The organism is Streptomyces sp. TBY4 (assembly GCF_024213195.1).
Classification (GTDB): Bacteria; Actinomycetota; Actinomycetes; order Streptomycetales; family Streptomycetaceae; genus Streptomyces.
Window position 1 is genome coordinate 250,130 of sequence record NZ_JANAVF010000009.1, and the last position, 22,311, is coordinate 272,440.

The following is a 22,311-nucleotide window of genomic DNA, read 5'->3' on the forward strand; positions in this document are numbered from 1 at the left end:
GTCTTATGACGGACCGGCCTTCCGCATGTACGGGTCCCTTGCTGTACTGGTCCCGCTTCCCCCGCCGCTCACGCCGCCGCGGGCAGCTCCGGCCGCAGCGGCCAGTGCGGATCCACCGGCTCCGGCGTGCCCTGCCGGGCGAACCACGCCTGGAGGCCCCGCGCCTGCGCCGCGTGCCACACCGCCTGGAGCGTGTGCAGCTCCGCCGGTGTCAGCCGCTCCAGGCGGCCCGCGAACCTGCGCCCCACGGCCCGTACGAGCTCCAGGGACGCCAGTGCGTCGGCGCCCGCGTCATGGGCGCCCTCCAGCTCTATCCCGTAGTGCGCGCACAGGTCCGTGAGCGTGCGGCGGCCCTTGCGGTAGCGGTCCAGGTGCTTGTCCAGCACCCGCGGATCCAGCACCGTCAGCGGCCGGTTGTCCAGGTACCGGGCCAGCGAGGACGCCCGGTGCCGGCGCAACTCCCGGTCCAGCAGCGTCAGATCGAACGGCGCGTTCATCACCACCACCGGGCGGCCCGCCACCTGCTGCTCCCCGAGCGCGCGGGCTATCTCCTCCACCACCGGCGCGGGCCACCGGCCGTTGCGCTGGAGGTGCTCATCGGTCAGACCGTGCACTTCCGTGGCCCCCGGGGGTACCGGGATGCCGGGATTGACCAGCCAGCGCGTCGAGCGGATCCGGCCGCCCGCGCACTCCTGCACGATGAGCGCGGCGGACACGATCCGGTCCCGCTCCACGTCCACCCCGGTCGTCTCCGTGTCGAATGCGGCCAGCGGGCCCTCGTACCAGCGTGTCATGGCGAACTCCTCGTCACCCGTCGGCAGATGGCCCCACCCGGGCACCGCGCCCCAGGCCCCGCCACCCTTGCCCGAAACGGTGATACCCGGGCTCTTTGCCCCGTACGCCGTTTGCGGGACGCCGACTGCGGAGACAACTCAACTGGGGGACCGCACACATGACCGGTCGTCAACCCCGACACCCCGGCACGTACCTGACGCGGCCCGGCACGGCCGCTCGACAGGCACGGCCCGGAAGGCACCGGAAGGCATGGGGAGCCGGCCATGGCGCTCGCGCAGCCCGAACCGGGCGGGATGCTCGCGGGGCGGACCGACCAGCGGACCGATCCGCGGAGCGGACCGCTGCGCGGCACGCTCGCCACCACCGCCTGCATGGAGACCCTCCAGGTGGGGTACCTGCACGCCGTCGCCGCCGCGGCCGGCTGCTCGCTGTCCCAGCCCTTCCCCGACAACGGCATCGACTGGCACGTCAGCCACGGAGCCCCCGAGCACGTCATCGACGACGAGGTGACCATCAAGGTCCAGCTCAAGGCGACTTACCAGATACCGCCCAGACCGGCCGGGCCCACCTTCGGCTTCACCCTCGACAACGAGCACCTGGTGAAGCTGGCCCGCAGCCCGGTCGCCGTGCACAAGATCCTCGTCGTGATGCTCGTCCCGCGGGAACGCGACCAATGGCTGAGCGCCGGACACGACCGGCTCGACCTGCGGCACTGCTGCTACTGGACCAATCTCGCCGGACACCCCGTGACCGGCCGGCGCCGGACCACCGTACGGATCCCCACCACGCGGATCTTCGACGACCGGGCGCTCTGCGAGATCATGACCCGGGTCGGGTCGGGAGGGACACCTTGATGAACTGGCAGTCACCGCACCTGGAGCCGCTCTCCTCACCGGAGTTCGCCGCGGGCACCCCCGATCCCGCGCAGGTCGATCCCCTGGTGCTCGGCGCCCTCCTGCACCGGCACGGCTGGCTGCGCCGCGGCGGCGCCGCCGGACGGTACGGGCGCTGGACGCCGCCCGCCCCGTACGCCACGGGCAGCGGCTCCACCAGCCTCCTCGTCCCCGAGAGCCGGGCCTTCCCCGACTGCTCCGACCTGCTCGAAGAGGCGCTCACCGCACTCTCGCGCAGCGCTCTGCCGTCGGCCCGCGAGGTGCTGTACGGGCTCAGCGTGCCCAGCGACGAGATCCGCTGGGACCGCGAGATCCCGCCGGGGGCGTACGGGCTCCAGGGCGAGGCCGACTGGACGGTCCAGGAACAGCTCCGCTCGGCCGCCCGCCAGCTGCTCCTCGCCGGGGCGCTGGCCGACCGGGCGCGGGCCGGGTACTACGGAGCCCGCCACCGCGGCCAGGCGGAGCGGGCGCTCGACGGGGTCCTGGTCGGCCCGGCTCCGGGCGGCCGGCGGCTGACGGCGTACGTCCCCGTAGACGGGGGCCGGGGGACCGTGACCCGGCTGCACCACGCGCTGCACGCCGCCCGCGAGGCCGTGGACTACCGGCGGGCCACCGGCGGGATGGAAGCCTTCGACGCCGCCGTCGAGGCCGGGGTCAGCAGGGAGCTCGCCGAGGCGCTGATCTCGCTGGTCCACGGCTCGGAGGGGGCCCGGGTGTCCCTCGCGTGGGCCCCGGCGGCCGGGGTGCCGGCGGGATGCGCGGCCCGGCCGGAGCCGGTGGAGTTCTCGCCCGGCGACCTGCCGGTGCTCCGGGAGGCGGCGGCGCGGTACACGAGGGACGAGCCGGCGGTGGCGGTCCGGGTGGCGGGAGCGGTGGTCCGGATGCGGAGGTCGGCGCCGGGGGGTGGGGGGACGGTCCGGCTGCGGGTCCTCGCGGGGGCGGAGATCCCGTACGTCCGGGTCGTCCTCGACGAGGAGTCGTACCGGGTGGCGGGCCACGCGCACCTGGTGGGGCTGCCGATCCGGGTCAGCGGGCGATTGCAGCGGCGGGGCGGTTTCCGTCGGCTGACGGATGCCGCGGATGTCTGTCCGGTCCCGCTGGACGAGGTCGAGCGGGACCGGCTGATGAAGTCCCTGGACGGGGACGAAGCCCTGGATCCCGGCGAGGTCCTCCCGTCGGACGACTGACCCCCTGCGGGTGTGCGGCCCTGCGGGGCATGTCCCCTACCCGCCCTTCCACCGTTCCCCGGGCTCCGCCCGGACCCGGTCCTCAAACGCCGGACGGGCTGGAAAGATCCAGCCTCGCCGGCGTTTGAGGCGCGGGGTCCGGGGCGGAGCCCCGGGGAACGGGCGAAGGGTGGGTAGGGGACAGCCCCGCAGGGCCGTGCAGGGGCTCGTGCTCGCACCGCCCGGCGGGGGCCGGCTCTAACCGTTTAGCGGCGCAGCCGTTCCGCTCGGTACGATTCAGGCGCGCAGTGTTCGCTCGCGCACCCCCTGAGTCAGGAGAGACCGGTGTCAGACGTCCGTGTGTTCATCCAACGCGATTCCGAGCGGGACGAGCGCGTGGTGGCCACGGGCACTACGGCGGCGGAGCTCTTCGCCGGCGAGCGCACCATCGTCGCCGCGCGCATCGCAGGTGAGCTGAAGGACCTCGCGTACGAGGTGAAGGACGGCGAGACCGTCGAGCCCGTGGAGATCTCCTCCCCGGACGGCCTGGACATCCTGCGCCACTCCACCGCGCACGTCATGGCCCAGGCCGTGCAGGAGCTGTTCCCCGAGGCCAAGCTGGGCATCGGCCCGCCGGTCCGCGACGGCTTCTACTACGACTTCGACGTGGCCAAGCCCTTCACCCCCGATGACCTCAAGGCCATCGAGAAGAAGATGCAGGAGATCCAGAAGCGCGGCCAGCGCTTCGCCCGCCGCGTGGTCACCGACGAGGCGGCCCGCGAGGAGCTCAAGGACGAGCCGTACAAGCTCGAGCTCATCGGCATCAAGGGTTCGGCCTCGACCGACGACGGCGCGAACGTCGAGGTGGGCGGCGGCGAGCTGACCATCTACGACAACTTCGACGCCAAGACCGGCGACCTGTGCTGGAAGGACCTCTGCCGCGGTCCCCACCTGCCCACCACCCGCAACATCCCGGCGTTCAAGCTGATGCGCAACGCCGCCGCCTACTGGCGCGGCAGCGAGAAGAACCCGATGCTCCAGCGCATCTACGGCACCGCGTGGCCGTCGAAGGAGGAGCTGAAGGCCCACCTCGACTTCCTCGTGGAGGCCGAGAAGCGCGACCACCGCAAGCTCGGCGTGGAGCTCGACCTGTTCTCCGTACAGGACGAGATCGGCTCCGGCCTGGCCGTCTTCCACCCGCGGGGCGGCGTGATCCGCCGCACCATGGAGGACTACTCGCGCAAGCGGCACGAGGAAGAGGGCTACGAGTTCGTCTACACCCCGCACGCCACCAAGGGCACCCTCTTCGAGAAGAGCGGCCACCTGGACTGGTACGCGGAGGGCATGTACCCCCCCATGCAGCTCGACGGTGGTACCGACTACTACCTCAAGCCCATGAACTGCCCGATGCACAACCTGATCTTCGATGCGCGCGGCCGCTCCTACCGCGAACTGCCGCTGCGCCTCTTCGAGTTCGGCACCGTGTACCGGTACGAGAAGTCCGGCGTCGTGCACGGCCTGACCCGCTCGCGCGGCTTCACCCAGGACGACGCGCACATCTACTGCACCAAGGAGCAGATGGCGGAGGAGCTCGACCGCACGCTCACCTTCGTGCTGAACCTGCTCCGCGACTACGGTCTGACCGACTTCTACCTGGAGCTGTCGACCAAGGACCCGGAGAAGTTCGTCGGCTCGGACGAGATCTGGGAGGAGGCCACCGCCACCCTCCAGCAGGTCGCCGAGAAGCAGGGCCTGCCCCTGGTCCCGGACCCGGGCGGCGCCGCCTTCTACGGCCCGAAGATCTCGGTCCAGTGCCGTGACGCGATCGGCCGCACCTGGCAGATGTCGACCGTCCAGCTCGACTTCAACCTGCCGGAGCGCTTCAACCTGGAGTACACCGGCCCGGACGGCACCAAGCAGCGCCCGGTCATGATCCACCGTGCGCTGTTCGGTTCCATCGAGCGGTTCTTCGCCGTCCTGCTGGAGCACTACGCGGGCGTCATGCCGCCGTGGCTCGCCCCGGTCCAGGCCGTCGGCATCCCGATCGGCGACTCGCACATCGAGTACCTGCAGGAGTTCGCCGCCGAGGCGAAGAAGAAGGGCCTGCGCGTGGAGGTGGACGCCTCCTCCGACCGCATGCAGAAGAAGATCCGCAACCAGCAGAAGCTGAAGGTCCCCTTCATGATCATCGTCGGTGACGAGGACATGGCCGCGGGCACCGTCTCCTTCCGCTACCGCGACGGTTCGCAGGAGAACGGCGTCCCGCGCGACCAGGCGCTGGCGAAGCTCGTCGATGTCGTGGAGCGCCGCGTCCAGGTGTGACGGACCGGTCCCGCGGGACCGTGAGCGCGAGAGCCCCCGGGGAGGATCATTTCCCCGGGGGCTCTTCGTCGTCCTCGCGCCGGAAGGCCTGGAGCATCCAGGACGAGAACGAGCCGGTCACCGCACCGAGCAGGGCCAGACCGCCCACCATCATGAAGGCGGCCAAGGTGCGCCCCGCCGGGGTGACCGGGGCCACGTCCCCGTAGCCCACCGTGGTCAGCGTCTCGCAGACCCACCAGACGGCGTCCCCGAAGGTGCGGATCGTGGCGCCGGGGGCCCGGCGCTCGAAGTGGTACACCCCGAGCGCTCCCGCGAAGCCGAGCAGCACGGCCGAGAGGCCGGCGTACGTCATCACGCGTGCGTAGAGCCCCCCGCGCGGGCGGCGCTGCTTGGCCTGGATCGCGTCGTGGACCTTGACCATGCGCAGCGGCCGCAGGATCGGCAGCATCAGGATCAGGGTGTCCAGCCAGTGCACGCGGACGAAGCGCAGGGGGTGCAGGCCGCTCAGGAGCAGCCGGGACACGTAGTCCACGAGGAAGCAGGCCCAGGCGAGCGCGACGACGCCGAGGGCGACCGCCCTTACCAGGGGGTGGGAGTGGTAGGTCAGCACGGCGAGGGCGTAGGAGCCGAGGAAGATCAGGGAGACGTAGAGCAGCGGCAGCTCGGTCCGGCGTTCCCAGGCCTGGTCACGGGTCTCGGGTGCATCGTGCATGGGCTCAGCATCGCCGTCCCGCCACCGGTCTCCGCCCCGGCGACACGCCGCTCCGGGGCAAGGTCATATGCTGCATCCCATGACGATTGAGCCGGAGCAGCAGATCGGTGTGGGCACGCAGGACGCGTTCCAGCGTCTGTGGACGCCCCACCGGATGGCCTACATCCAGGGGGAGAACAAGCCGACCGGTCCGGAGGCCGGGGACGGCTGTCCCTTCTGCGGGATTCCGGACATGTCCGACCAGGACGGGCTGGTCGTGGCCCGGGGCAAGCACGTCTACGCCGTGCTGAACCTCTACCCGTACAACGGCGGCCACCTGATGGTCGTGCCGTACCGGCACGTCGCCGACTACACGGACCTGGACGCCGCCGAGACCCTCGAACTCGCCGACCTCACCAAGCGGGCGATGGTCGCGCTGCGCAAGGCCTCCGGCGCGCACGGGTTCAACATCGGCATGAACCAGGGCCAGGCCGCCGGCGCCGGCATCGCCGCGCACCTGCACCAGCACATCGTGCCCCGCTGGGGCGGGGACACGAACTTCATGCCGGTCGTGGGCCACACCAAGGTGCTGCCCCAACTCCTCGCGGACACCCGCCAGATGCTCGCGGACGCCTGGCCGACGGACTGAGATCGCCGGCTGGGCCCCGGCCGGCGGGCCGGGGCTCAGGCGTCGTAGACGTCCGCCTTGCGCGGTGCGGCGTCCTGCACCAGACCGCTGACGATCATCGAGCGGTTGGTGAAGCGCTCGGTGTCGACCCCGTTCTCCTCCAGGACCCGCATCGCGGCGGTGTGCACCGCCCGCAGGACCGGGGTCGCGGCGCGCATCGCGTCGTCCGCCATGAAGCGGTGGCGCCACGGCTGGCCGGCCCAGACGTGGCGGACGCCGAAGGGCTCCGGGAGGACGAGCTTGCCGCCCAGGAAGTCCAGGAGCGGCGGGTACCAGGTGAAGGGCGCGCGGACGGCGAGGCGTACGACCTCGCTCGTGTCGACCACGGGCCGCTTGAGTTCCACGGTCTCCCAGAAGCGTACGGATTTGGCGACCTCGTCCACCGGCGCCGTCGACTTGGTGGTGAACAGGCCGTGGACCGGGCCGAGCGCGTGCCCGGTGACCTCCACGCGCAGGGTCTTGTAGAGCACGGTGACCGTGACCAGCATGGTGATCACGAGCTGGCCGTCCCAGAGCGGGTACTGGATGCCGAGGTAGTGCCGGTTGCCGGCGCTGAACTGCTGCTCGTTGCAGATCCGGGTGATCTCGTGCGGCTTCACCAGGAAGGTGTCCACGTCCGCTCCGCTGGGGCGGGCCACCTCCTTGGCGCCCTCGCCGACCGGGGTGACGATCCAGTGCTGGATCGCGGCGGGCGGGAGGCCGCCGGTGTGCAGGGGGCCGCGCTCCAGCTTGCGCAGCTGGGTGTCGATCGCGCGTATGACGTCCCAGCTGCGGAACGGGTGGATCTCGGACCCCTCGTTCTTGGGGGCGAGCTCCTCGGCCATCTGCCAGCTGCCCCAGCGGGTGCCCATGCCGAGTATGCCCTTGGGGCCCGCGTAGAAGACGGAGTTGCTGCGGTCCTCGGCGGTGAGCTTGGCCAGGGAGTGGCGCAGGTCCTCGCGGGCCTTCTCGTCGGGGTTGCCGGGGACGGCCTCCGGGATCTTGGCGGCGACCCCGCCGCCGCCCGCGAGGAGCCCGTCCCACCGGGAGCGCAGGTCCTCGGCGGTGGCCTCGCAGATCCGGCGGGCGAGGAACCAGCCGGCGACCGGGGCGATGACCATGGCGCGGACGTAGATGCCCAGGACTCCGGTCACCGGCAGCCGGAACATCAGGACGGCGACCACCAGGGCCACGCCGACGAGGAGCGCCGTGCCCATCCATGAGGCCCGCTTGTCCTCGGAGGCCGCCAGGGCCTTGCGGGCCCAGAACAGGCCGAGCCACAGCAGCAGGCCGGGGAGGAACACGACCCCGCAGACGACCATGATCAGGCGGAGCTTGCGGTCGCGCTCCTTGCGGATGCGGGAGGCGGCCAGGCAGTGCTCGACGACGGTCTGCGGGTCGGCGCCGAAGGACTGGATCAGGGGCTTGCGGGTGGGCGGGATGGTGCGGGCCTCGACGGCGCGGCAGAAGGCCTCGCCGAGGTTGGGGGCGAGCAGGGACACCTTGGCGGGCTTGACCACGGACTCGTGGTACTCGTTGTTGGCCTTGAGTATCTCTTCCAGCTTGGTGTCGCGCCCGCCGTCCCGGTAGGCGGCGGAGGCGAGGGCGTTGGTCGCGGCCGTCTGGCCGCCGCCGCCCTGGAGTGGGATCTGTGCCCCGGGCCTGAAGTCGAATCCGTCGTCCGCCACCGCTGCCCCCATCGCTGTGCGTCGTGCTCGTGTGCGGGCCTGCCCGCGATACCCCGCCCGCTCGGTCGTTCCGCTCGGTCTTCCGGGTTGGTCTTCCCGTTCGGCCTTCCTGCTCGGTCTACCCGTTCGGAATGCCCGCCTCACGCGCGGACGAGCCTATAGGCCGATTCCTCCCCATGGGCATGGGACAGGTAAATGCCGCCCACCGCAAGCGGGTTGAGTGGGCGGCCGGGGTGACGCTATGTCAGTTGGCTTCCCTTCTCGGCCTGTTCGCGCAGCTTGTCCGCTATCTGTGGCGGCATCGGCTCGTGCCGCGCGTACGTACGGCTGAACAGCCCCGTGCCGTGCGAGACGGAGCGCAGCTCGACGGCGTACCGGCCGATCTCGATCTCGGGGATCTCGGCCAGGACCCGGGTGCGGCCGGTGCCCGCCGCGTCGGTGCCGACGACGCGGCCCCGGCGGCCGGCGAGGTCGCTCATGACGGGGCCGACGTACTCGTCGGGGACGAGGACGGCCAGCTCGGCGACCGGTTCGAGGAGCTGGACGCGGGCCGCGGCGGCGGCCTCGCGCAGGGCGAGGGCGCCCGCGGTCTGGAAGGCGGCGTCGGAGGAGTCCACCGAGTGGGCCTTGCCGTCGAGCAGGGTGATGCGTACGTCGACCAGCGGGTAGCCGGCCGCGAGCCCCCGGGCGGCCTGCGCCCGGACCCCCTTCTCCACGGACGGGATGAACTGGCGCGGGACGGCTCCGCCGACCACCTTGTCGACGAACTCGATCCCGCTGCCCGGGGGCAGCGGCTCGACCTCGATCTCGCAGATGGCGAACTGGCCGTGCCCGCCGGACTGCTTCACGTGCCGTCCGCGGCCGCCGGCCTTGGCGCCGAAGGTCTCGCGGAGGCTGACCTTGTGCGGGACCGGATCGACCTGGACCCCGTACCGGGTGCGCAGCCGTTCGAGGGCGAGGTCCTGGTGGGCCTCGCCGAGGCACCACAGGACGAGCTGGCGGGTGTGCGGGTTCTGTTCGAGCCGCAGGGTGGGGTCCTCGGCGACCAGCCGGGCCAGGCCCTGGGAGAGCTTGTCCTCGTCGGCCTTGCTGTGCGCCTCGATGGCGAGGGGGAGCAGCGGGTCCGGCATCGACCAGGCCTCCATGAGGAGGGGGTTGTCCTTGGCGGAGAGGGTGTCGCCGGTCTCGGCGCGGCCGAGCCGGGCCACGCAGGCCAGATCGCCGGCGATGCAGTGGGTGAGGGGGCGCTGCTGTTTGCCGAAGGGGGAGGTCAGGGCGCCGACGCGCTCGTCCACATCGTGATCCTCGTGCCCCCGGTCGGTGAGCCCGTGCCCGCTCACGTGGACCGTCTCGTCGGGGCGCAGGGTGCCGGAGAAGACGCGGACGAGCGAGACGCGGCCGACGTAGGGGTCGGAGGAGGTCTTCACCACCTCGGCGACGAGCGGTCCGGCGGGATCGCAGGTGACCGCGGGGCGGGCCGCGCCGTCGGGGGTGGTGACGCCGACGGGAGCGCGCTCCAGCGGGGTGGGGAAGCCGCCGGTGATCAGTTCGAGGAGTTCTACGGTGCCCAGGCCCTTGCGGGCGCCGTCGGCGGCGGGGGCGGCCATCAGGACGGGGTGGAAGGTGCCGCGGGCGACGGCCCGCTCCAGGTCGTCGACCAGGGTCTTGAGATCGATGTCCTCGCCGCCGAGATAGCGGTCCATGAGGGTCTCGTCCTCGCTCTCGGCGATGATCCCCTCGATCAGCCGGGCCCGGGCGTCGGTGATGAGGGCGAGCTCGCCGGGTTCCGGGTCGCGTTCGACGCGGTCGCCGGAGGTGTAGTCGTAGACGCGCTGGGAGAGCAGGCCGAGCAGTCCGGCCACCGGGGCGTGGCCGTCGGGGCCGGCGGGGCCGTGCAGGGGCAGGTAGAGCGGGCGCACGGCATCGGGGTCGTCCGCTCCGAAGGCGTCGCCGCACACCGTGGTCATCTGCGCGTAGTCGGCGCGGGCGGCCTCCAGGTGGGTCACGACGATGGCGCGCGGCATGCCGACGGCCGCGCATTCGTCCCAGACCATCCGGGTGGCCCCGGAGAGCCCGTCGCCGTCCTCGGCGGCCGAGACCACGAAGAGGGCCGCGTCGGCGGCGCGCAGCCCGGCCCGGAGCTCTCCGACGAAGTCGGCGTAACCGGGGGTGTCCAGGATGTTGATTTTGATTCCGGCCCACTCCACGGGGACCAGGGAGAGCTGGACGGAGCGCTGGCGGCGGTGCTCGATCTCGTCGTAGTCGGAGACGGTGGCCCCGTCCTCGACGCGCCCGGCCCGGTTCACGGCGCCGGCGGTCAGGGCCAGGGCCTCGACCAGGGTGGTCTTGCCGGATCCGCTGTGGCCGACCAGCACGACGTTCCGTACGGACGCGGGGTGGTCGGCCGTCGGTGCTCTGCCGGCGGCTCCGGATTGGTGTGATGCGGCTCCCACGATGCTCGTGCCTCCCGTTTGGAGGGGATGGAGGGGAAAAGACCTCCTTCGAGCTTTGCACTGCCGTCACACGGCGTCCATACGTCGTACCGGAGGCGCCGGTGCCGGGGGAGAGGTAGGGAGAGGCGGAGGCGGCGTCCGGAGACATGCCCGGAAACGGGCCCGGCAGGGCGCCGGGGACGTGGCGAACGGCCCGAGAACGGCCCGCGTCGTGTGAACCGGTGGGTGCGCGGCGCCGATGGCCCGGGGCCCTGGCTACGATGGGCCAGCCGGTGGCCGTGGTGGCCGTGCGGCCCAGCGACCCTCCGGGAAGGCCATGCTGAACAAGTACGCGCGTGCATTCTTCACGCGTGTTCTCACGCCATTCGCCGCTTTTCTGCTCCGGATGGGAGTGAGTCCCGACGCGGTCACCCTCATCGGCACGGCCGGAGTGGTGGTCGGAGCCCTGGTCTTCTTCCCCATGGGCGAGTTCTTCTGGGGCACGATCACCATCACGCTCTTCGTCTTCTCCGACCTGGTGGACGGGAACATGGCCCGCCAGGCCGGCGTCTCCAGCCGGTGGGGGGCGTTCCTCGACTCCACCCTCGACCGGGTGGCGGACGCGGCGATCTTCGGCGGGCTCGCGCTCTGGTACGCGGGCTCCGGGAACAACAACGCGCTCTGCGCCGTCGCCATCTTCTGCCTGGCCAGCGGCCAGGTGGTCTCGTACACCAAGGCCCGCGGCGAATCGATCGGCCTGCCGGTCGCCGTCAACGGGCTCATCGAGCGCGCCGAGCGCCTGGTCATCACGCTGGTCGCGGCCGGTCTGTCCGGGCTGGAGACCTTCGGCGTCCCCTCGTGGATCGGCGTACTGCTGCCGATCGCGCTGTGGGTGGTCGCCGCGGGCTCGCTCGTGACCCTGATCCAGCGCGTGGTCACCGTACGGCGCGAATCGGCGGAAGCCGACGCCGCGGCCGCGGCCGCCGCGGGTGCTCCCTCCGAAGGCGGTACGCCCTGATGGGCAAGGCACAGGACAAGCTGGTCGACGGGCTCTACGGGCTCGGCTGGGCCGGGGTCAAGAAGCTGCCCGAGCCCGCCGCGGCGGCCCTCGGCCGGCGGATCGCCGACTTCGCCTGGAAGCGGCGCGGCAAGAGCGTGCTGCGCCTGGAGTCGAACCTGGCCCGGGTGGTGCCGGACGCGACGCCCGAGCGGCTGCGCGAGCTGTCGCACGCGGGCATGCGCTCCTACATGCGGTACTGGATGGAGTCCTTCCGGCTGCCGACCATGGCCAAGGAACGGTTCAGCTCCGACGTGGAGATGAAGGACGACCACATCCTGCGCGAGGCACTGGCCTCCGGGCGCGGAGTGGTGGTCGCCCTCCCGCACCTGGCCAACTGGGACCTCGCCGGCGCCTGGGCCGTCACCCACATCGGCGTCCCCTTCACCACCGTCGCCGAACGGCTCAAGCCGGAGACCCTCTACGACCGGTTCGTCGCCTACCGCGAGAGCCTGGGCATGGAGGTGCTCCCGCACAACGGCGGCGCCGCCTTCGGCACGCTCGCGCGGCGGCTGCGCTCCGGCGGACTCGTCTGCCTGGTCGCGGACCGGGACCTGTCCGCCTCCGGCGTGGAAGTGGACTTCTTCGGCTCGGCGGCGCGCATGCCGGCCGGACCGGCGCTGCTCGCCCAGCAGACGGGCGCCGTGCTGCTCCCGGCCACCCTGTACTACGGGGACGCGCCGAAGATGTACGGCCGGATCCACCCCCCGGTGGAGGTGCCCGGGACCGGCACCCGCCAGGAGAAGACGGCCGTCATGACGCAGGCGGTCGCCGACGCCTTCGCCCAGGGCATCGCCGAGCACCCGCAGGACTGGCACATGCTCCAGCGGCTGTGGCTGGACGACCTGGAGACCACCGGCCCGGGCGCCGGCCGGCCCGAGGAGCACTCCGCGTGAAGATCGGCATCGTCTGCCCGTACTCCTGGGACGTCCCCGGAGGGGTCCAGTTCCACATCCGGGACCTCGCGGAACACCTGATCGGCCTCGGCCACCAGGTGTCGGTCCTGGCCCCGGCGGACGACGAGACCCCGCTGCCCCCCTACGTGGTCTCGGCGGGACGGGCGGTGCCGGTGCCGTACAACGGGTCGGTCGCCCGGCTCAACTTCGGCTTCCTGTCCGCGGCCCGCGTACGGCGCTGGCTGCACGACGGGGTCTTCGACGTGGTCCACATCCACGAACCGACCTCCCCCTCCCTCGGCCTGCTGACCTGCTGGGCGGCGCAGGGCCCCATCGTGGCCACCTTCCACACCTCCAACCCGCGCTCCCGGGCCATGCTGGCGGCCTACCCGATCCTCCAGCCGGCCCTGGAGAAGATCAGCGCCCGGATCGCCGTGAGCGAGTACGCGCGGCGCACTCTCGTCGAGCACCTCGGCGGCGACGCGGTGGTCATCCCCAACGGAGTCGACGTCGACTTCTTCGCCAAGGCCGACCCGAACCCGGCCTGGTCCGGCCAGACCCTCGGCTTCATCGGCCGCATCGACGAACCGCGCAAGGGCCTGCCCGTCCTGATGGCGGCCTTCCCGCGCATCGTCGAGGCGTGCCCGGACGTACGCCTCCTGGTGGCGGGCCGCGGAGACGAGGAGGAGGCGGTCGCCTCCCTGCCCGCCGAACTCCGCTCCCGGGTCGAGTTCCTCGGAATGGTCTCCGACGAGGACAAGGCACGGCTGCTGCGCAGCGTCGACCTGTACGTGGCTCCGAACACGGGCGGCGAGAGCTTCGGCATCATCCTCGTCGAGGCCCTCTCCGCCGGCGCGGCGGTCCTCGCGGCCGACCTCGACGCCTTCGCACAGGTCCTGGACCAGGGGGCGGCGGGGGAGCTCTTCGCGAACGAGGACCCCGACTCCCTGGCGGCCGCGGCGATCGCGCTGCTCCGCGATCCGGCCCGCCGCGCGGAACTGAGCGCGCGTGGCTCCGCGCACGTGCGGCGCTTCGACTGGTCGACGGTGGCGGCGGACATCCTGGCCGTCTACGAAACCGTCACGGACGGCGCGGCGGCGGTGGCCGAGGACGAGCGGGTCCCGCTCCGCACCCGCCTGGGCCTCACCCGCGACGCGTAGCCCTACCGGGCCCGACCCGGCCGGAGTTCCCCTACCCGCCCTTCGCCCGTTCCCCGGGCTGCGCCCGGACCCCTTCTGGGGCTCCGCCCCAGACCCCGCGCCTCAAACGCCGGCGAGGCTGGATTTTTCCAGCCCGTCCGGCGTTTGAGGACCGGGTCCGGGCGGAGCCCGGGGAACGGTGGAAGGGCGGGTAGGGGACAGCCCCGCAGGACCACCGACGGACGGAGTCCGGCGCAGCGGCGCGAAGCCGGAGAGGCCCGCAAGGGCCGAGGCGCGCGAGCGGCGCATTGAAAGGTAAGGTCGCGGCCCGTGATCGAAACCCTTGTCTGGATTGCCCTCGGCCTCGGCCTCGTCGGGGTTTACCTCAGCTGGACCGCCGGCCGGCTCGACCGGCTGCACTCGCGGATGGACGCCGCCCGCGCCGCACTCGACGCACAGCTCGTCCGCCGGGCCTCCGTGGTGCTGGAGGTGGCGACCTCCGGGGTGCTGGATCCGGCTTCCTCCCTCGTGCTGTACGAGGCCGCGCACGCCGCCCGGCAGGCGGAGGAGGAGCACCGGGAGGTGGCCGAGAGCGAGCTCAGCCAGGCGCTGCGCGCGGTGTTCTCCGATGTCGGGCAGGTCGACGCGCTCAAGGCGGCCCCGGGCGGGGCGGAGGCCGCCGAGGAGCTGGCTGCGGCGGTCCGCCGGGTGCCCATGGCGCGGCGGTTCCTCAACGACGCCGTCCGTGCGGCCCGGGCGCTGCGCCGCCACCGCAAGGTCCGCTGGTTCCGGCTGGCGGGCCACGCGCCCTTCCCCCTGGCCTTCGAGATGGACGACGAGCCTCCGGTGGATCTGGCCGAGCGGCCGTAACTTGTACCCAATGGCCAAATCGCGAGGAGCCACCGGCTGCACATTGGCCCTTGCCGTGGACTGGTCCAGAAGGTTTCCTCGGTCGAGTACCACCAGATCGCCAGCAGCGATCACCAGTAGCGCCTGAATCTTCCTTTCGAGTGAGGTCAATCCGTGAGCACGCTTCCCTCCACCCCGCAGTCCGCTGAGTCGGCGATCGGCACCTCCCGCGTCAAGCGCGGCATGGCCGAGCAGCTCAAGGGCGGCGTGATCATGGATGTGGTCAACGCCGAGCAGGCGAAGATCGCCGAGGACGCCGGCGCCGTGGCCGTCATGGCCCTGGAGCGGGTTCCCGCCGACATCCGCAAGGACGGCGGCGTGGCCCGGATGTCCGACCCGAACATGATCGAAGAGATCATCGAGGCCGTCTCCATCCCGGTCATGGCCAAGTCCCGCATCGGCCACTTCGTCGAGGCCCAGGTCCTGCAGTCCCTCGGCGTCGACTACATCGACGAGTCCGAGGTCCTGACCCCGGCCGACGAGGTCAACCACTCCGACAAGTGGGCGTTCACCACCCCCTTCGTCTGTGGCGCCACCAACCTGGGCGAGGCCCTGCGCCGCATCGCCGAGGGCGCGGCCATGATCCGTTCGAAGGGCGAGGCCGGTACCGGCAACGTCGTCGAGGCCGTCCGCCACCTGCGCCAGATCAAGAACGAGATCGCCCGCCTGCGCGGCTACGACAACAACGAGCTGTTCGCCGCCGCCAAGGAGCTGCGCGCGCCGTACGAGCTGGTCAAGGAAGTTGCCGAGCTCGGCAAGCTCCCGGTCGTGCTGTTCTCCGCCGGTGGCGTCGCCACCCCGGCCGACGCCGCGCTGATGCGCCAGCTCGGTGCCGAGGGCGTCTTCGTCGGCTCCGGCATCTTCAAGTCGGGCGACCCGGCCAAGCGCGCCGCCGCCATCGTGAAGGCCACCACCTTCTTCGACGACCCGAAGATCATCGCGGACGCGTCCCGCAACCTGGGCGAGGCCATGGTCGGCATCAACTGCGACACCCTCCCCGAGTCCGAGCGCTACGCCAACCGCGGCTGGTAGTCATCACCATGACCACCCCCGTGATTGGTGTCCTGGCACTCCAGGGCGACGTACGGGAGCACCTGATCGCCCTGGCCTCGGCTGACGCCGTGGCCAGGCCGGTCCGGCGTCCCGAGGAGCTCGCCGAGGTCGACGCCCTGGTGATCCCCGGCGGCGAGTCCACGACCATGTCGAAGCTCGCCGTGCTGTTCGGCATGCTGGAGCCGCTGCGCGAGCGCGTACGGGCCGGGATGCCGGTCTACGGCACCTGCGCCGGCATGATCATGCTCGCCGACAAGCTGCTGGACGGCCGTGAGGACCAGGAGACCCTGGGCGGCATCGATATGATCGTGCGCCGCAACGCCTTCGGCCGGCAGAACGAGTCCTTCGAGGCTCAGGTGGACTTCGCGGGCATCGAGGGCGGCCCCGTCGAGGGCGTCTTCATCCGCGCCCCCTGGGTCGAGCCCGTCGGCGGCGCCGTCGAGGTGCTCGCCACGTACGACGGGCACACCGTCGCCGTGCGCCAGGGCAATGTCCTCGCCACCTCCTTCCACCCGGAGCTCACGGGTGACGACCGGGTCCACGCGTACTTCGTCGACATGGTGCGCGCGGGGCTGTAACGGCGTCCCGGTAGGATCTGAGGCGAACATTGTTGGTGACGCGAAGGAGACAGGCAGATGTCCGGCCACTCTAAATGGGCTACGACGAAGCACAAGAAGGCCGTGGTTGACGCCAAGCGCGGCAAGCTCTTCGCGAAGCTGATCAAGAACATCGAGGTCGCGGCCCGTATGGGCGGCGCCGACATCGATGGCAACCCGACCCTCTTCGACGCCATCCAGAAGGCGAAGAAGAGCTCGGTCCCGAACAAGAACATCGACTCCGCGGTCAAGCGCGGCGGCGGCCTCGAGGCCGGCGGCGCCGACTACGAGACGATCATGTACGAAGGCTACGGCCCGAACGGCGTCGCGGTGCTCATCGAGTGCCTCACCGACAACCGCAACCGTGCCGCCTCCGACGTGCGCGTCGCCATGACCCGCAACGGCGGTTCGATGGCCGACCCGGGCTCGGTCTCGTACCTGTTCAACCGCAAGGGCGTCGTCCTGCTGCCCAAGGGCGAGCTGTCCGAGGACGATGTCCTGGAGACGGTGCTGGAGGCGGGTGCCGAGGAGGTCAACGACCTCGGCGAGCAGTTCGAGATCATCAGCGAGGCCACCGACATGGTCGCGGTCCGTACCGCGCTCCAGGAGGCGGGCATCGACTACGACTCGGCCGACTCCAACTTCCTGCCGACCATGCAGGTCGAGCTGGACGAAGAGGGCGCACGCAAGATCTTCAAGCTGATCGACGCGCTCGAGGACAGCGACGACGTGCAGAACGTCTTCGCCAACTTCGACGTCTCGGACGAGGTCATGGAGAAGGTCGACGCCTGATCCAGGCGTCAACCGCTCACAGCGTTCGGACAGCGGGCCGACGGGGACACACCCCGTCGGCCCGCTGCTTTGTCAGTGCCGCCCGATAACCTGCGAAGCTGCACGTACAGGAGATCGAAGAAGGGGGTGCGGTGCGCGTACTCGGTGTTGACCCCGGCCTGACCCGGTGCGGTGTCGGCGTGGTCGAGGGGGTGGCGGGCCGCCCCCTGACGATGCTGGGTGTGGGGGTCGTACGGACGCCCGCGGACGCCGAGTTGGGCCACCGGCTCGTCGCCATCGAGCAGGGCATCGAGGAATGGCTCGATGAGCACCGGCCGGAAGTCGTCGCCGTGGAGCGGGTGTTCAGCCAGCACAACGTCAGCACGGTGATGGGCACCGCCCAGGCCAGTGCCGTCGCCATGCTGTGCGCCGCCCGCCGCGGCATACCGGTCGCGCTGCACACCCCGAGCGAGGTCAAGGCGGCCGTCACCGGCAGCGGTCGCGCCGACAAGGCGCAGGTCGGAGCCATGGTCACCCGGCTGCTGCGGCTGTCCGCCCCGCCCAAGCCCGCCGACGCCGCGGACGCCCTCGCCCTCGCCATCTGCCACATCTGGCGCGCCCCCGCGCAGAACCGCCTCCAGCAGGCCGTCGACCGGCATGCCAGCGCCCTGAAAGGCCGCACTCCATGATCGCCTTCGTCAGCGGCCCGGTGGCCGCGCTCGCCCCCACCCTGGCCGTCATCGAGGTCGGGGGAGTGGGCATGGCCGTGCACTGCACGGCGAACACCCTCGCGGGCCTGCGGACCGGTGAGCCGGCCCGGCTGGCGACCTCCCTGGTCGTACGGGAGGACTCGCTGACGCTGTACGGCTTCGCCGACGACGACGAGCGCCAGGTCTTCGAGCTCCTGCAGACCGCGAGCGGGGTCGGGCCGAAGCTCGCCCAGGCGATGCTGGCGGCGCACAGCCCGGACGCGCTCCGCGTCGCCGTCTCGGTGGGGGACGAGAAGGCGCTGATGGCGGTCTCCGGCATCGGGAAGAAGGGCGCGCAGAAGCTCCTGCTGGACCTCAAGGACAAGCTCGGCGCGCCGCTGGGGTCGAGCGGGATGGTGGGCGCGCAGCGCGCGGCGGCCTCCGGTCCGGCGCCGTGGTCGGAGCAGCTGTCCGCGGCCCTGATCGGCCTCGGCTACGCGCCCCGCGACGCGGACGAGGCGGTCTCCGCGGTGACCCCGCAGGCGGAGGAGGCCATTGCCGCCGGCGGGTCGGCGCCGGTTCCGCAGCTCCTGCGGGCGGCGCTGCAGTCCCTGAACCGGGCCCGCTGACCTCGGCGGGGCCGGGCCCCGGGCCCCGGGGGCCGGAGCCAGGGCCGCTGCGCGGAGCGGGGTCCCCTACCCGCCCTTCCACCGTTCCCCGGGCTCCGCCCGGACCCGTTGCCGGGTGCGGCGCCGTTGCCGGGGGCGCTGCCCCCGGACCCCCGCTCCTCAAACGCCGGAGGGGCTGGATTTCCGCCTGGCGGGGCTGGATGGGCCCGGAGGGGCCGGATGTGCCCGGGCCGCCGCACACGACGTACCGACCGAGAAGGCAGACTGACACCGTGAACTGGGATGACGAGAGCGACGACCGGATCGTCGCAGCCGCGGCGGACGGCGAGGACACCGCCGTCGAGGCGGCCCTGCGGCCCAAGGACCTCGGTGAGTTCGTCGGGCAGGAGAAGGTCCGCCAGCAGCTGGACCTCGTCCTGAAGGCGGCCCGCCAGCGCGGCGCCACCGCCGATCACGTGCTGCTGTCGGGCGCCCCGGGCCTGGGGAAGACCACCCTGTCCATGATCATCGCCGCGGAGATGGGCGCGCCCATCCGGATCACCTCCGGCCCCGCCATCCAGCACGCGGGCGACCTCGCGGCCATCCTCTCCTCCCTCCAGGAGGGCGAGGTCCTCTTCCTCGACGAGATCCACCGGATGTCGCGGCCCGCCGAGGAAATGCTCTACATGGCGATGGAGGACTTCCGCGTCGACGTGATCGTCGGCAAGGGACCGGGAGCCACCGCCATCCCGCTGGAGCTGCCGCCGTTCACCCTCGTCGGGGCCACCACCCGCGCCGGCCTGCTCCCGCCCCCGCTGCGCGACCGCTTCGGCTTCACCGGCCACATGGAGTTCTACGCCCCCGAGGAGCTGGAGCGCGTCATCCACCGCTCCGCCCGGCTCCTCGACGTGGAGATCGACACCGACGGCGCCGCCGAGATCGCGGGCCGCTCGCGCGGAACGCCCCGTATCGCCAACCGGCTGCTGCGCCGCGTCCGCGACTACGCACAGGTCAGGGCCGACGGCGTGATCAACCGCGCGGTCGCCGGCACCGCCCTGAAGGTCTACGAGGTGGACGAGCGCGGGCTCGACCGGCTGGACCGGGCCGTCCTGGAGGCGCTGCTGAAGCTCTTCGGCGGGGGACCCGTCGGCCTGTCGACGCTCGCGGTCGCCGTCGGCGAGGAGCGGGAGACCGTGGAAGAGGTGGCCGAGCCGTTCCTCGTCCGCGAGGGGCTTCTGGCCAGGACCCCGAGGGGGCGGGTCGCGACCCCGGCCGCATGGGCTCACCTGGGACTTGTTCCGCCGCAGCAGGGCGGTAACGGATCAAGCGGACAACAGGGCCTCTTCGGGACCTGACGGCGCGGACGTTGGCCCCGTCAGGAACTGCGATGACATGCTGGGCGTTGTTCCATCGGTGCGGACTCGCCTAGACTCCGCCGATGCCGACCCTTACGGTCGGCGTACCCACCCCCCGTACAAAGGCCGTGCGCTTGTGCGGTCGATGCGAAGGACCTGCGTCCCGTGAATATCATGTCCCTCCTTCCGTTCGTGCTGATCATCGGGGCGATGTTCCTGCTGACCCGCAGCCAGAAGAAGAAGCAGCAGCAGGCCGCGCAGATGCGCGACCAGCTGACGGCCGGCACCGGCGTCCGCACCATCGGTGGCATGTACGCCACGGTGAAGGAGATCGGCGAAGACACCGTCACGCTCGAGGTGGCCCCCGGCGTCCACGCGATCTACGCGAAGAACGCCATCGGTGCCGTGCTGGAGGACGAGGAGTACAACCGCATCGTCCACGGCTTCACCGATGATCTGACGATCGACACGCCGGTCGTCCCGGACGACGCGTCCTCCCTGACCGGGGACGAGGCCCCCAAGCTCGACCTGGGCAAGAAGGACGAGCCCAAGGCCGACGAGCCGGCGGCGGAGGAGCCCAAGGGCGACGAGCCCAAGGACGGCAAGACCGACGGCGAGGCCGGCGCGAAGTAGCGCTGGGCCGGGGACCGTGCGGGGCGCCTGATCGGCAGCCCCGCCGGCCCCGCCAGTGACCCTTCTGCGGGGGGCAGGGGTCCCCACACACATTTTCGTGGCCGTCCACGCGCTGACCCGGCGCGGGACGGTTGGACAGGGAGATACGACAAGGTGGCAGCACCGAAGAAGGGCCGGCGGCCCACGGGGGCTCAGGGGAGGCCGGGGCGTTCCCTGGCCATCATCCTGATCGCGATGGTGGCGCTCACCGCGGGGATGTTCCTCACGAAGCAGACGACGCCGCGACTCGGCATCGACCTCGCCGGCGGTACGAGCATCACGCTCAAGGCCAAGAGCGAGCCCGGCAAGCCGGACGCGATCAACGAGACCAACATGGCCACGGCGATCGGCATCATCGAACGCCGCGTCAACGGTCTGGGTGTCTCTGAGGCCGAGGTCCAGCAGCAGGGCAAAGACCACATCATCGTGAACATCCCCAAGGGGACGAACGAGCAGCAGGCGCGCGAGCAGGTCGGCACCACCGCCCAGCTGTACTTCCGCCCCGTGCTCGCCAAGTCGGAGGGCGCCCCGGTGGCCCCCGAGGCCAGCTCGAGCGGCTCCCCGAGCGGTTCTCCGAGTGCCGCCCCGAGCGGCTCCGGCAGCCCGTCCGCCAGTGCGGCCACCCCGTCGTCCAGCGCCACTTCCCAGGGCCGTGCGGTCAGTGAGGCCCTCAAGGCCCCGAACGCCCCCTCTCCCTCGCCCTCGGCGAGCGAGTCGAAGAAGGCAGACGACAAGGCCACGCCGTCCACGTCGCCCTCCGCGCCCAGCGCCGAGGAGTCCGCCGCCGCGGACCTGCAGGCGAAGTTCGCCGCGCTGGACTGCAGCAACGAGGCGCAGCGCGCCGCCCTCAAGGTCGCCAAGCCCGAAGAGCCGACGCTGGCCTGCGGCAAGAGCGACGGTGTCTGGTACAAGTGGGTGCTCGGCCCGGCCGCGGTCAACGGCCAGGACGTGAAGGACGCCAAGGGGATCATCGACCCCCAGCGCGGCATCTGGATCGTCACGATGCAGTTCACCGACAAGGGTGCCGACAAGTTCGGCAAGATCACCGGTGAGCTCGCGGCCAAGCAGCCCCCGCAGAACCAGTTCGCGATCGTGCTCGACGGCGAGGTCATCTCCGACCCGAACGTCCGCGAGGCGCTGACCGGCGGCAACGCCGAGATCTCCGGCGGCTTCAACCAGCAGTCCGCGATGGACCTGGGCAACATGCTCTCGTACGGCGCCCTGCCCCTGTCCTTCCAGGAGGACAGCGTCACCACCGTCTCCGCCGCGCTCGGCGGCGAGCAGCTGAAGGCCGGCCTCATCGCCGGTGCCATCGGCCTCGCCCTCGTGGTGATCTACCTGCTGGCGTACTACCGGGGCCTGGCGTTCGTCGCCATCATCAGCCTCATCGTCTCCGGCATCCTGACCTACACGATCATGGCGCTGCTCGGTAAGGGCATCGGCTTCGCGCTGAACCTGCCGGCCGTCTGCGGTGCGATCGTCGCGATCGGCATCACCGCCGACTCGTTCATCGTGTACTTCGAACGCATCCGGGACGAGATCCGCGAGGGCCGCACCCTGCGTCCGGCCGTCGAGCGTGCCTGGCCGCGTGCCCGGCGCACCATCCTGGTCTCCGACTTCGTGTCGTTCCTGGCGGCCGCGGTGCTCTTCATCGTCACCGTTGGCAAGGTGCAGGGCTTCGCCTTCACCCTGGGTCTGACGACCCTGCTCGACGTGGTCGTGGTGTTCCTCTTCACCAAGCCCGTCATGACGCTGCTGGCCCGGACGAACTTCTTCGCCAGCGGTCACCCGTGGTCCGGGCTGGACCCGAAGCGACTGGGCGCGAAGCCGCCGCTGCGACGCTCGCGTCGTACCGGCTCCGACGCGTCCGCCGCGACCGTCTCCGTTCCCGTCGACGCAAAGGAGGCGTGAG

Annotated in this window: 20 protein-coding genes; 16 read left to right on the forward strand and 4 right to left on the reverse strand. The window is 71.5% G+C overall.

Features of this window, described 5'->3' with window-relative positions; genetic code table 11:
* Positions 1-68: 68 nt before the first annotated feature.
* Positions 69-794: a 3'-5' exonuclease gene (locus NLX94_RS22910; protein WP_254384871.1), complete on the reverse strand. Its 726-nt coding sequence runs from the start codon at positions 792-794 to the stop codon at positions 69-71.
* Between the two features lie 264 nt (positions 795-1,058).
* On the opposite strand from NLX94_RS22910, the gene NLX94_RS22915 reads away from it, so the two are divergent.
* From NLX94_RS22915 to thrS, 3 genes are all read left to right on the forward strand, one after another.
* A complete protein-coding gene (locus tag NLX94_RS22915) occupies positions 1,059-1,649 on the forward strand; it encodes a DUF4365 domain-containing protein (RefSeq protein ID WP_254384872.1) in 591 nt (196 codons plus the stop codon).
* Complete coding sequence (locus NLX94_RS22920) at positions 1,649-2,875, forward strand: hypothetical protein (protein WP_254384873.1); 1,227 nt, start codon at positions 1,649-1,651, stop codon at positions 2,873-2,875. Before NLX94_RS22915 ends, NLX94_RS22920 begins: the two co-directional genes overlap by 1 nt.
* Positions 2,876-3,199: 324 nt before the next feature.
* On the forward strand, positions 3,200-5,176 hold the full coding sequence (gene thrS / locus NLX94_RS22925; protein WP_254384874.1) for a threonine--tRNA ligase: 1,977 nt from the start codon (positions 3,200-3,202) through the stop codon (positions 5,174-5,176).
* 46 nt (positions 5,177-5,222) lie between these two features.
* On the opposite strand, the gene NLX94_RS22930 is transcribed toward thrS, so the two are convergent.
* Entirely contained in the window at positions 5,223-5,888 is a 666-nt protein-coding gene (locus tag NLX94_RS22930) for a potassium channel family protein (RefSeq protein ID WP_254384875.1), read from the reverse strand.
* Between the two features lie 67 nt (positions 5,889-5,955).
* Between NLX94_RS22930 and NLX94_RS22935 the strand changes: the two genes are divergently transcribed.
* Entirely contained in the window at positions 5,956-6,516 is a 561-nt protein-coding gene (locus NLX94_RS22935; RefSeq protein WP_254384876.1) for an HIT domain-containing protein, read from the forward strand.
* Positions 6,517-6,551: 35 nt separating this feature from the next.
* Here NLX94_RS22935 and NLX94_RS22940 read toward each other — a convergent pair whose 3' ends face one another.
* A complete protein-coding gene (locus NLX94_RS22940; RefSeq protein WP_254384877.1) occupies positions 6,552-8,222 on the reverse strand; it encodes a hypothetical protein in 1,671 nt (556 codons plus the stop codon).
* A 239-nt stretch (positions 8,223-8,461) separates the two neighbouring features.
* Positions 8,462-10,675: an elongation factor G-like protein EF-G2 gene (locus tag NLX94_RS22945; protein WP_254384878.1), complete on the reverse strand. Its 2,214-nt coding sequence runs from the start codon at positions 10,673-10,675 to the stop codon at positions 8,462-8,464.
* A 316-nt stretch (positions 10,676-10,991) separates the two neighbouring features.
* Here NLX94_RS22945 and pgsA point away from each other — a divergent pair, with 316 nt between their 5' ends.
* The 12 genes from pgsA to secD all read left to right on the forward strand — a co-directional run bounded on the left by pgsA (position 10,992) and on the right by secD (position 22,310).
* A complete protein-coding gene (gene pgsA, locus NLX94_RS22950) occupies positions 10,992-11,672 on the forward strand; it encodes a phosphatidylinositol phosphate synthase (protein WP_254384879.1) in 681 nt (226 codons plus the stop codon).
* A complete protein-coding gene (locus tag NLX94_RS22955; RefSeq protein ID WP_254384880.1) occupies positions 11,672-12,607 on the forward strand; it encodes a phosphatidylinositol mannoside acyltransferase in 936 nt (311 codons plus the stop codon). The genes pgsA and NLX94_RS22955 overlap by 1 nt, the downstream gene beginning before the upstream one ends.
* A complete protein-coding gene (locus NLX94_RS22960; protein WP_254384881.1) occupies positions 12,604-13,767 on the forward strand; it encodes a glycosyltransferase family 4 protein in 1,164 nt (387 codons plus the stop codon). The genes NLX94_RS22955 and NLX94_RS22960 overlap by 4 nt, the downstream gene beginning before the upstream one ends.
* Before the next feature lie 309 nt (positions 13,768-14,076).
* The gene (locus tag NLX94_RS22965; RefSeq protein WP_254384882.1) at positions 14,077-14,616 is read left to right on the forward strand and encodes a hypothetical protein; all 540 of its coding nucleotides are present in this window, start codon (positions 14,077-14,079) and stop codon (positions 14,614-14,616) included.
* Positions 14,617-14,769: 153 nt separating this feature from the next.
* Positions 14,770-15,687, forward strand: coding sequence for a pyridoxal 5'-phosphate synthase lyase subunit PdxS (gene pdxS / locus NLX94_RS22970; protein ID WP_308402491.1), 918 nt, complete (start codon positions 14,770-14,772; stop codon positions 15,685-15,687).
* A gap of 8 nt (positions 15,688-15,695) precedes the next feature.
* Positions 15,696-16,286, forward strand: coding sequence for a pyridoxal 5'-phosphate synthase glutaminase subunit PdxT (gene pdxT, locus NLX94_RS22975; RefSeq protein ID WP_254384883.1), 591 nt, complete (start codon positions 15,696-15,698; stop codon positions 16,284-16,286).
* A gap of 57 nt (positions 16,287-16,343) precedes the next feature.
* Positions 16,344-17,096, forward strand: a complete 753-nt coding sequence (locus tag NLX94_RS22980) for a YebC/PmpR family DNA-binding transcriptional regulator (RefSeq protein ID WP_254384884.1) — start codon at positions 16,344-16,346, stop codon at positions 17,094-17,096.
* A gap of 131 nt (positions 17,097-17,227) precedes the next feature.
* Entirely contained in the window at positions 17,228-17,764 is a 537-nt protein-coding gene (ruvC, locus tag NLX94_RS22985; RefSeq protein WP_254384885.1) for a crossover junction endodeoxyribonuclease RuvC, read from the forward strand.
* Positions 17,761-18,393, forward strand: coding sequence for a Holliday junction branch migration protein RuvA (ruvA, locus tag NLX94_RS22990; protein WP_254384886.1), 633 nt, complete (start codon positions 17,761-17,763; stop codon positions 18,391-18,393). Before ruvC ends, ruvA begins: the two co-directional genes overlap by 4 nt.
* A 272-nt stretch (positions 18,394-18,665) precedes the next feature.
* The gene (ruvB, locus tag NLX94_RS23000; RefSeq protein WP_254384887.1) at positions 18,666-19,727 is read left to right on the forward strand and encodes a Holliday junction branch migration DNA helicase RuvB; all 1,062 of its coding nucleotides are present in this window, start codon (positions 18,666-18,668) and stop codon (positions 19,725-19,727) included.
* A 165-nt stretch (positions 19,728-19,892) separates the two neighbouring features.
* Entirely contained in the window at positions 19,893-20,360 is a 468-nt protein-coding gene (gene yajC / locus NLX94_RS23005) for a preprotein translocase subunit YajC (protein ID WP_254384888.1), read from the forward strand.
* A gap of 153 nt (positions 20,361-20,513) precedes the next feature.
* On the forward strand, positions 20,514-22,310 hold the full coding sequence (gene secD, locus NLX94_RS23010; protein WP_254384889.1) for a protein translocase subunit SecD: 1,797 nt from the start codon (positions 20,514-20,516) through the stop codon (positions 22,308-22,310).
* Position 22,311 lies beyond the last annotated feature (1 nt).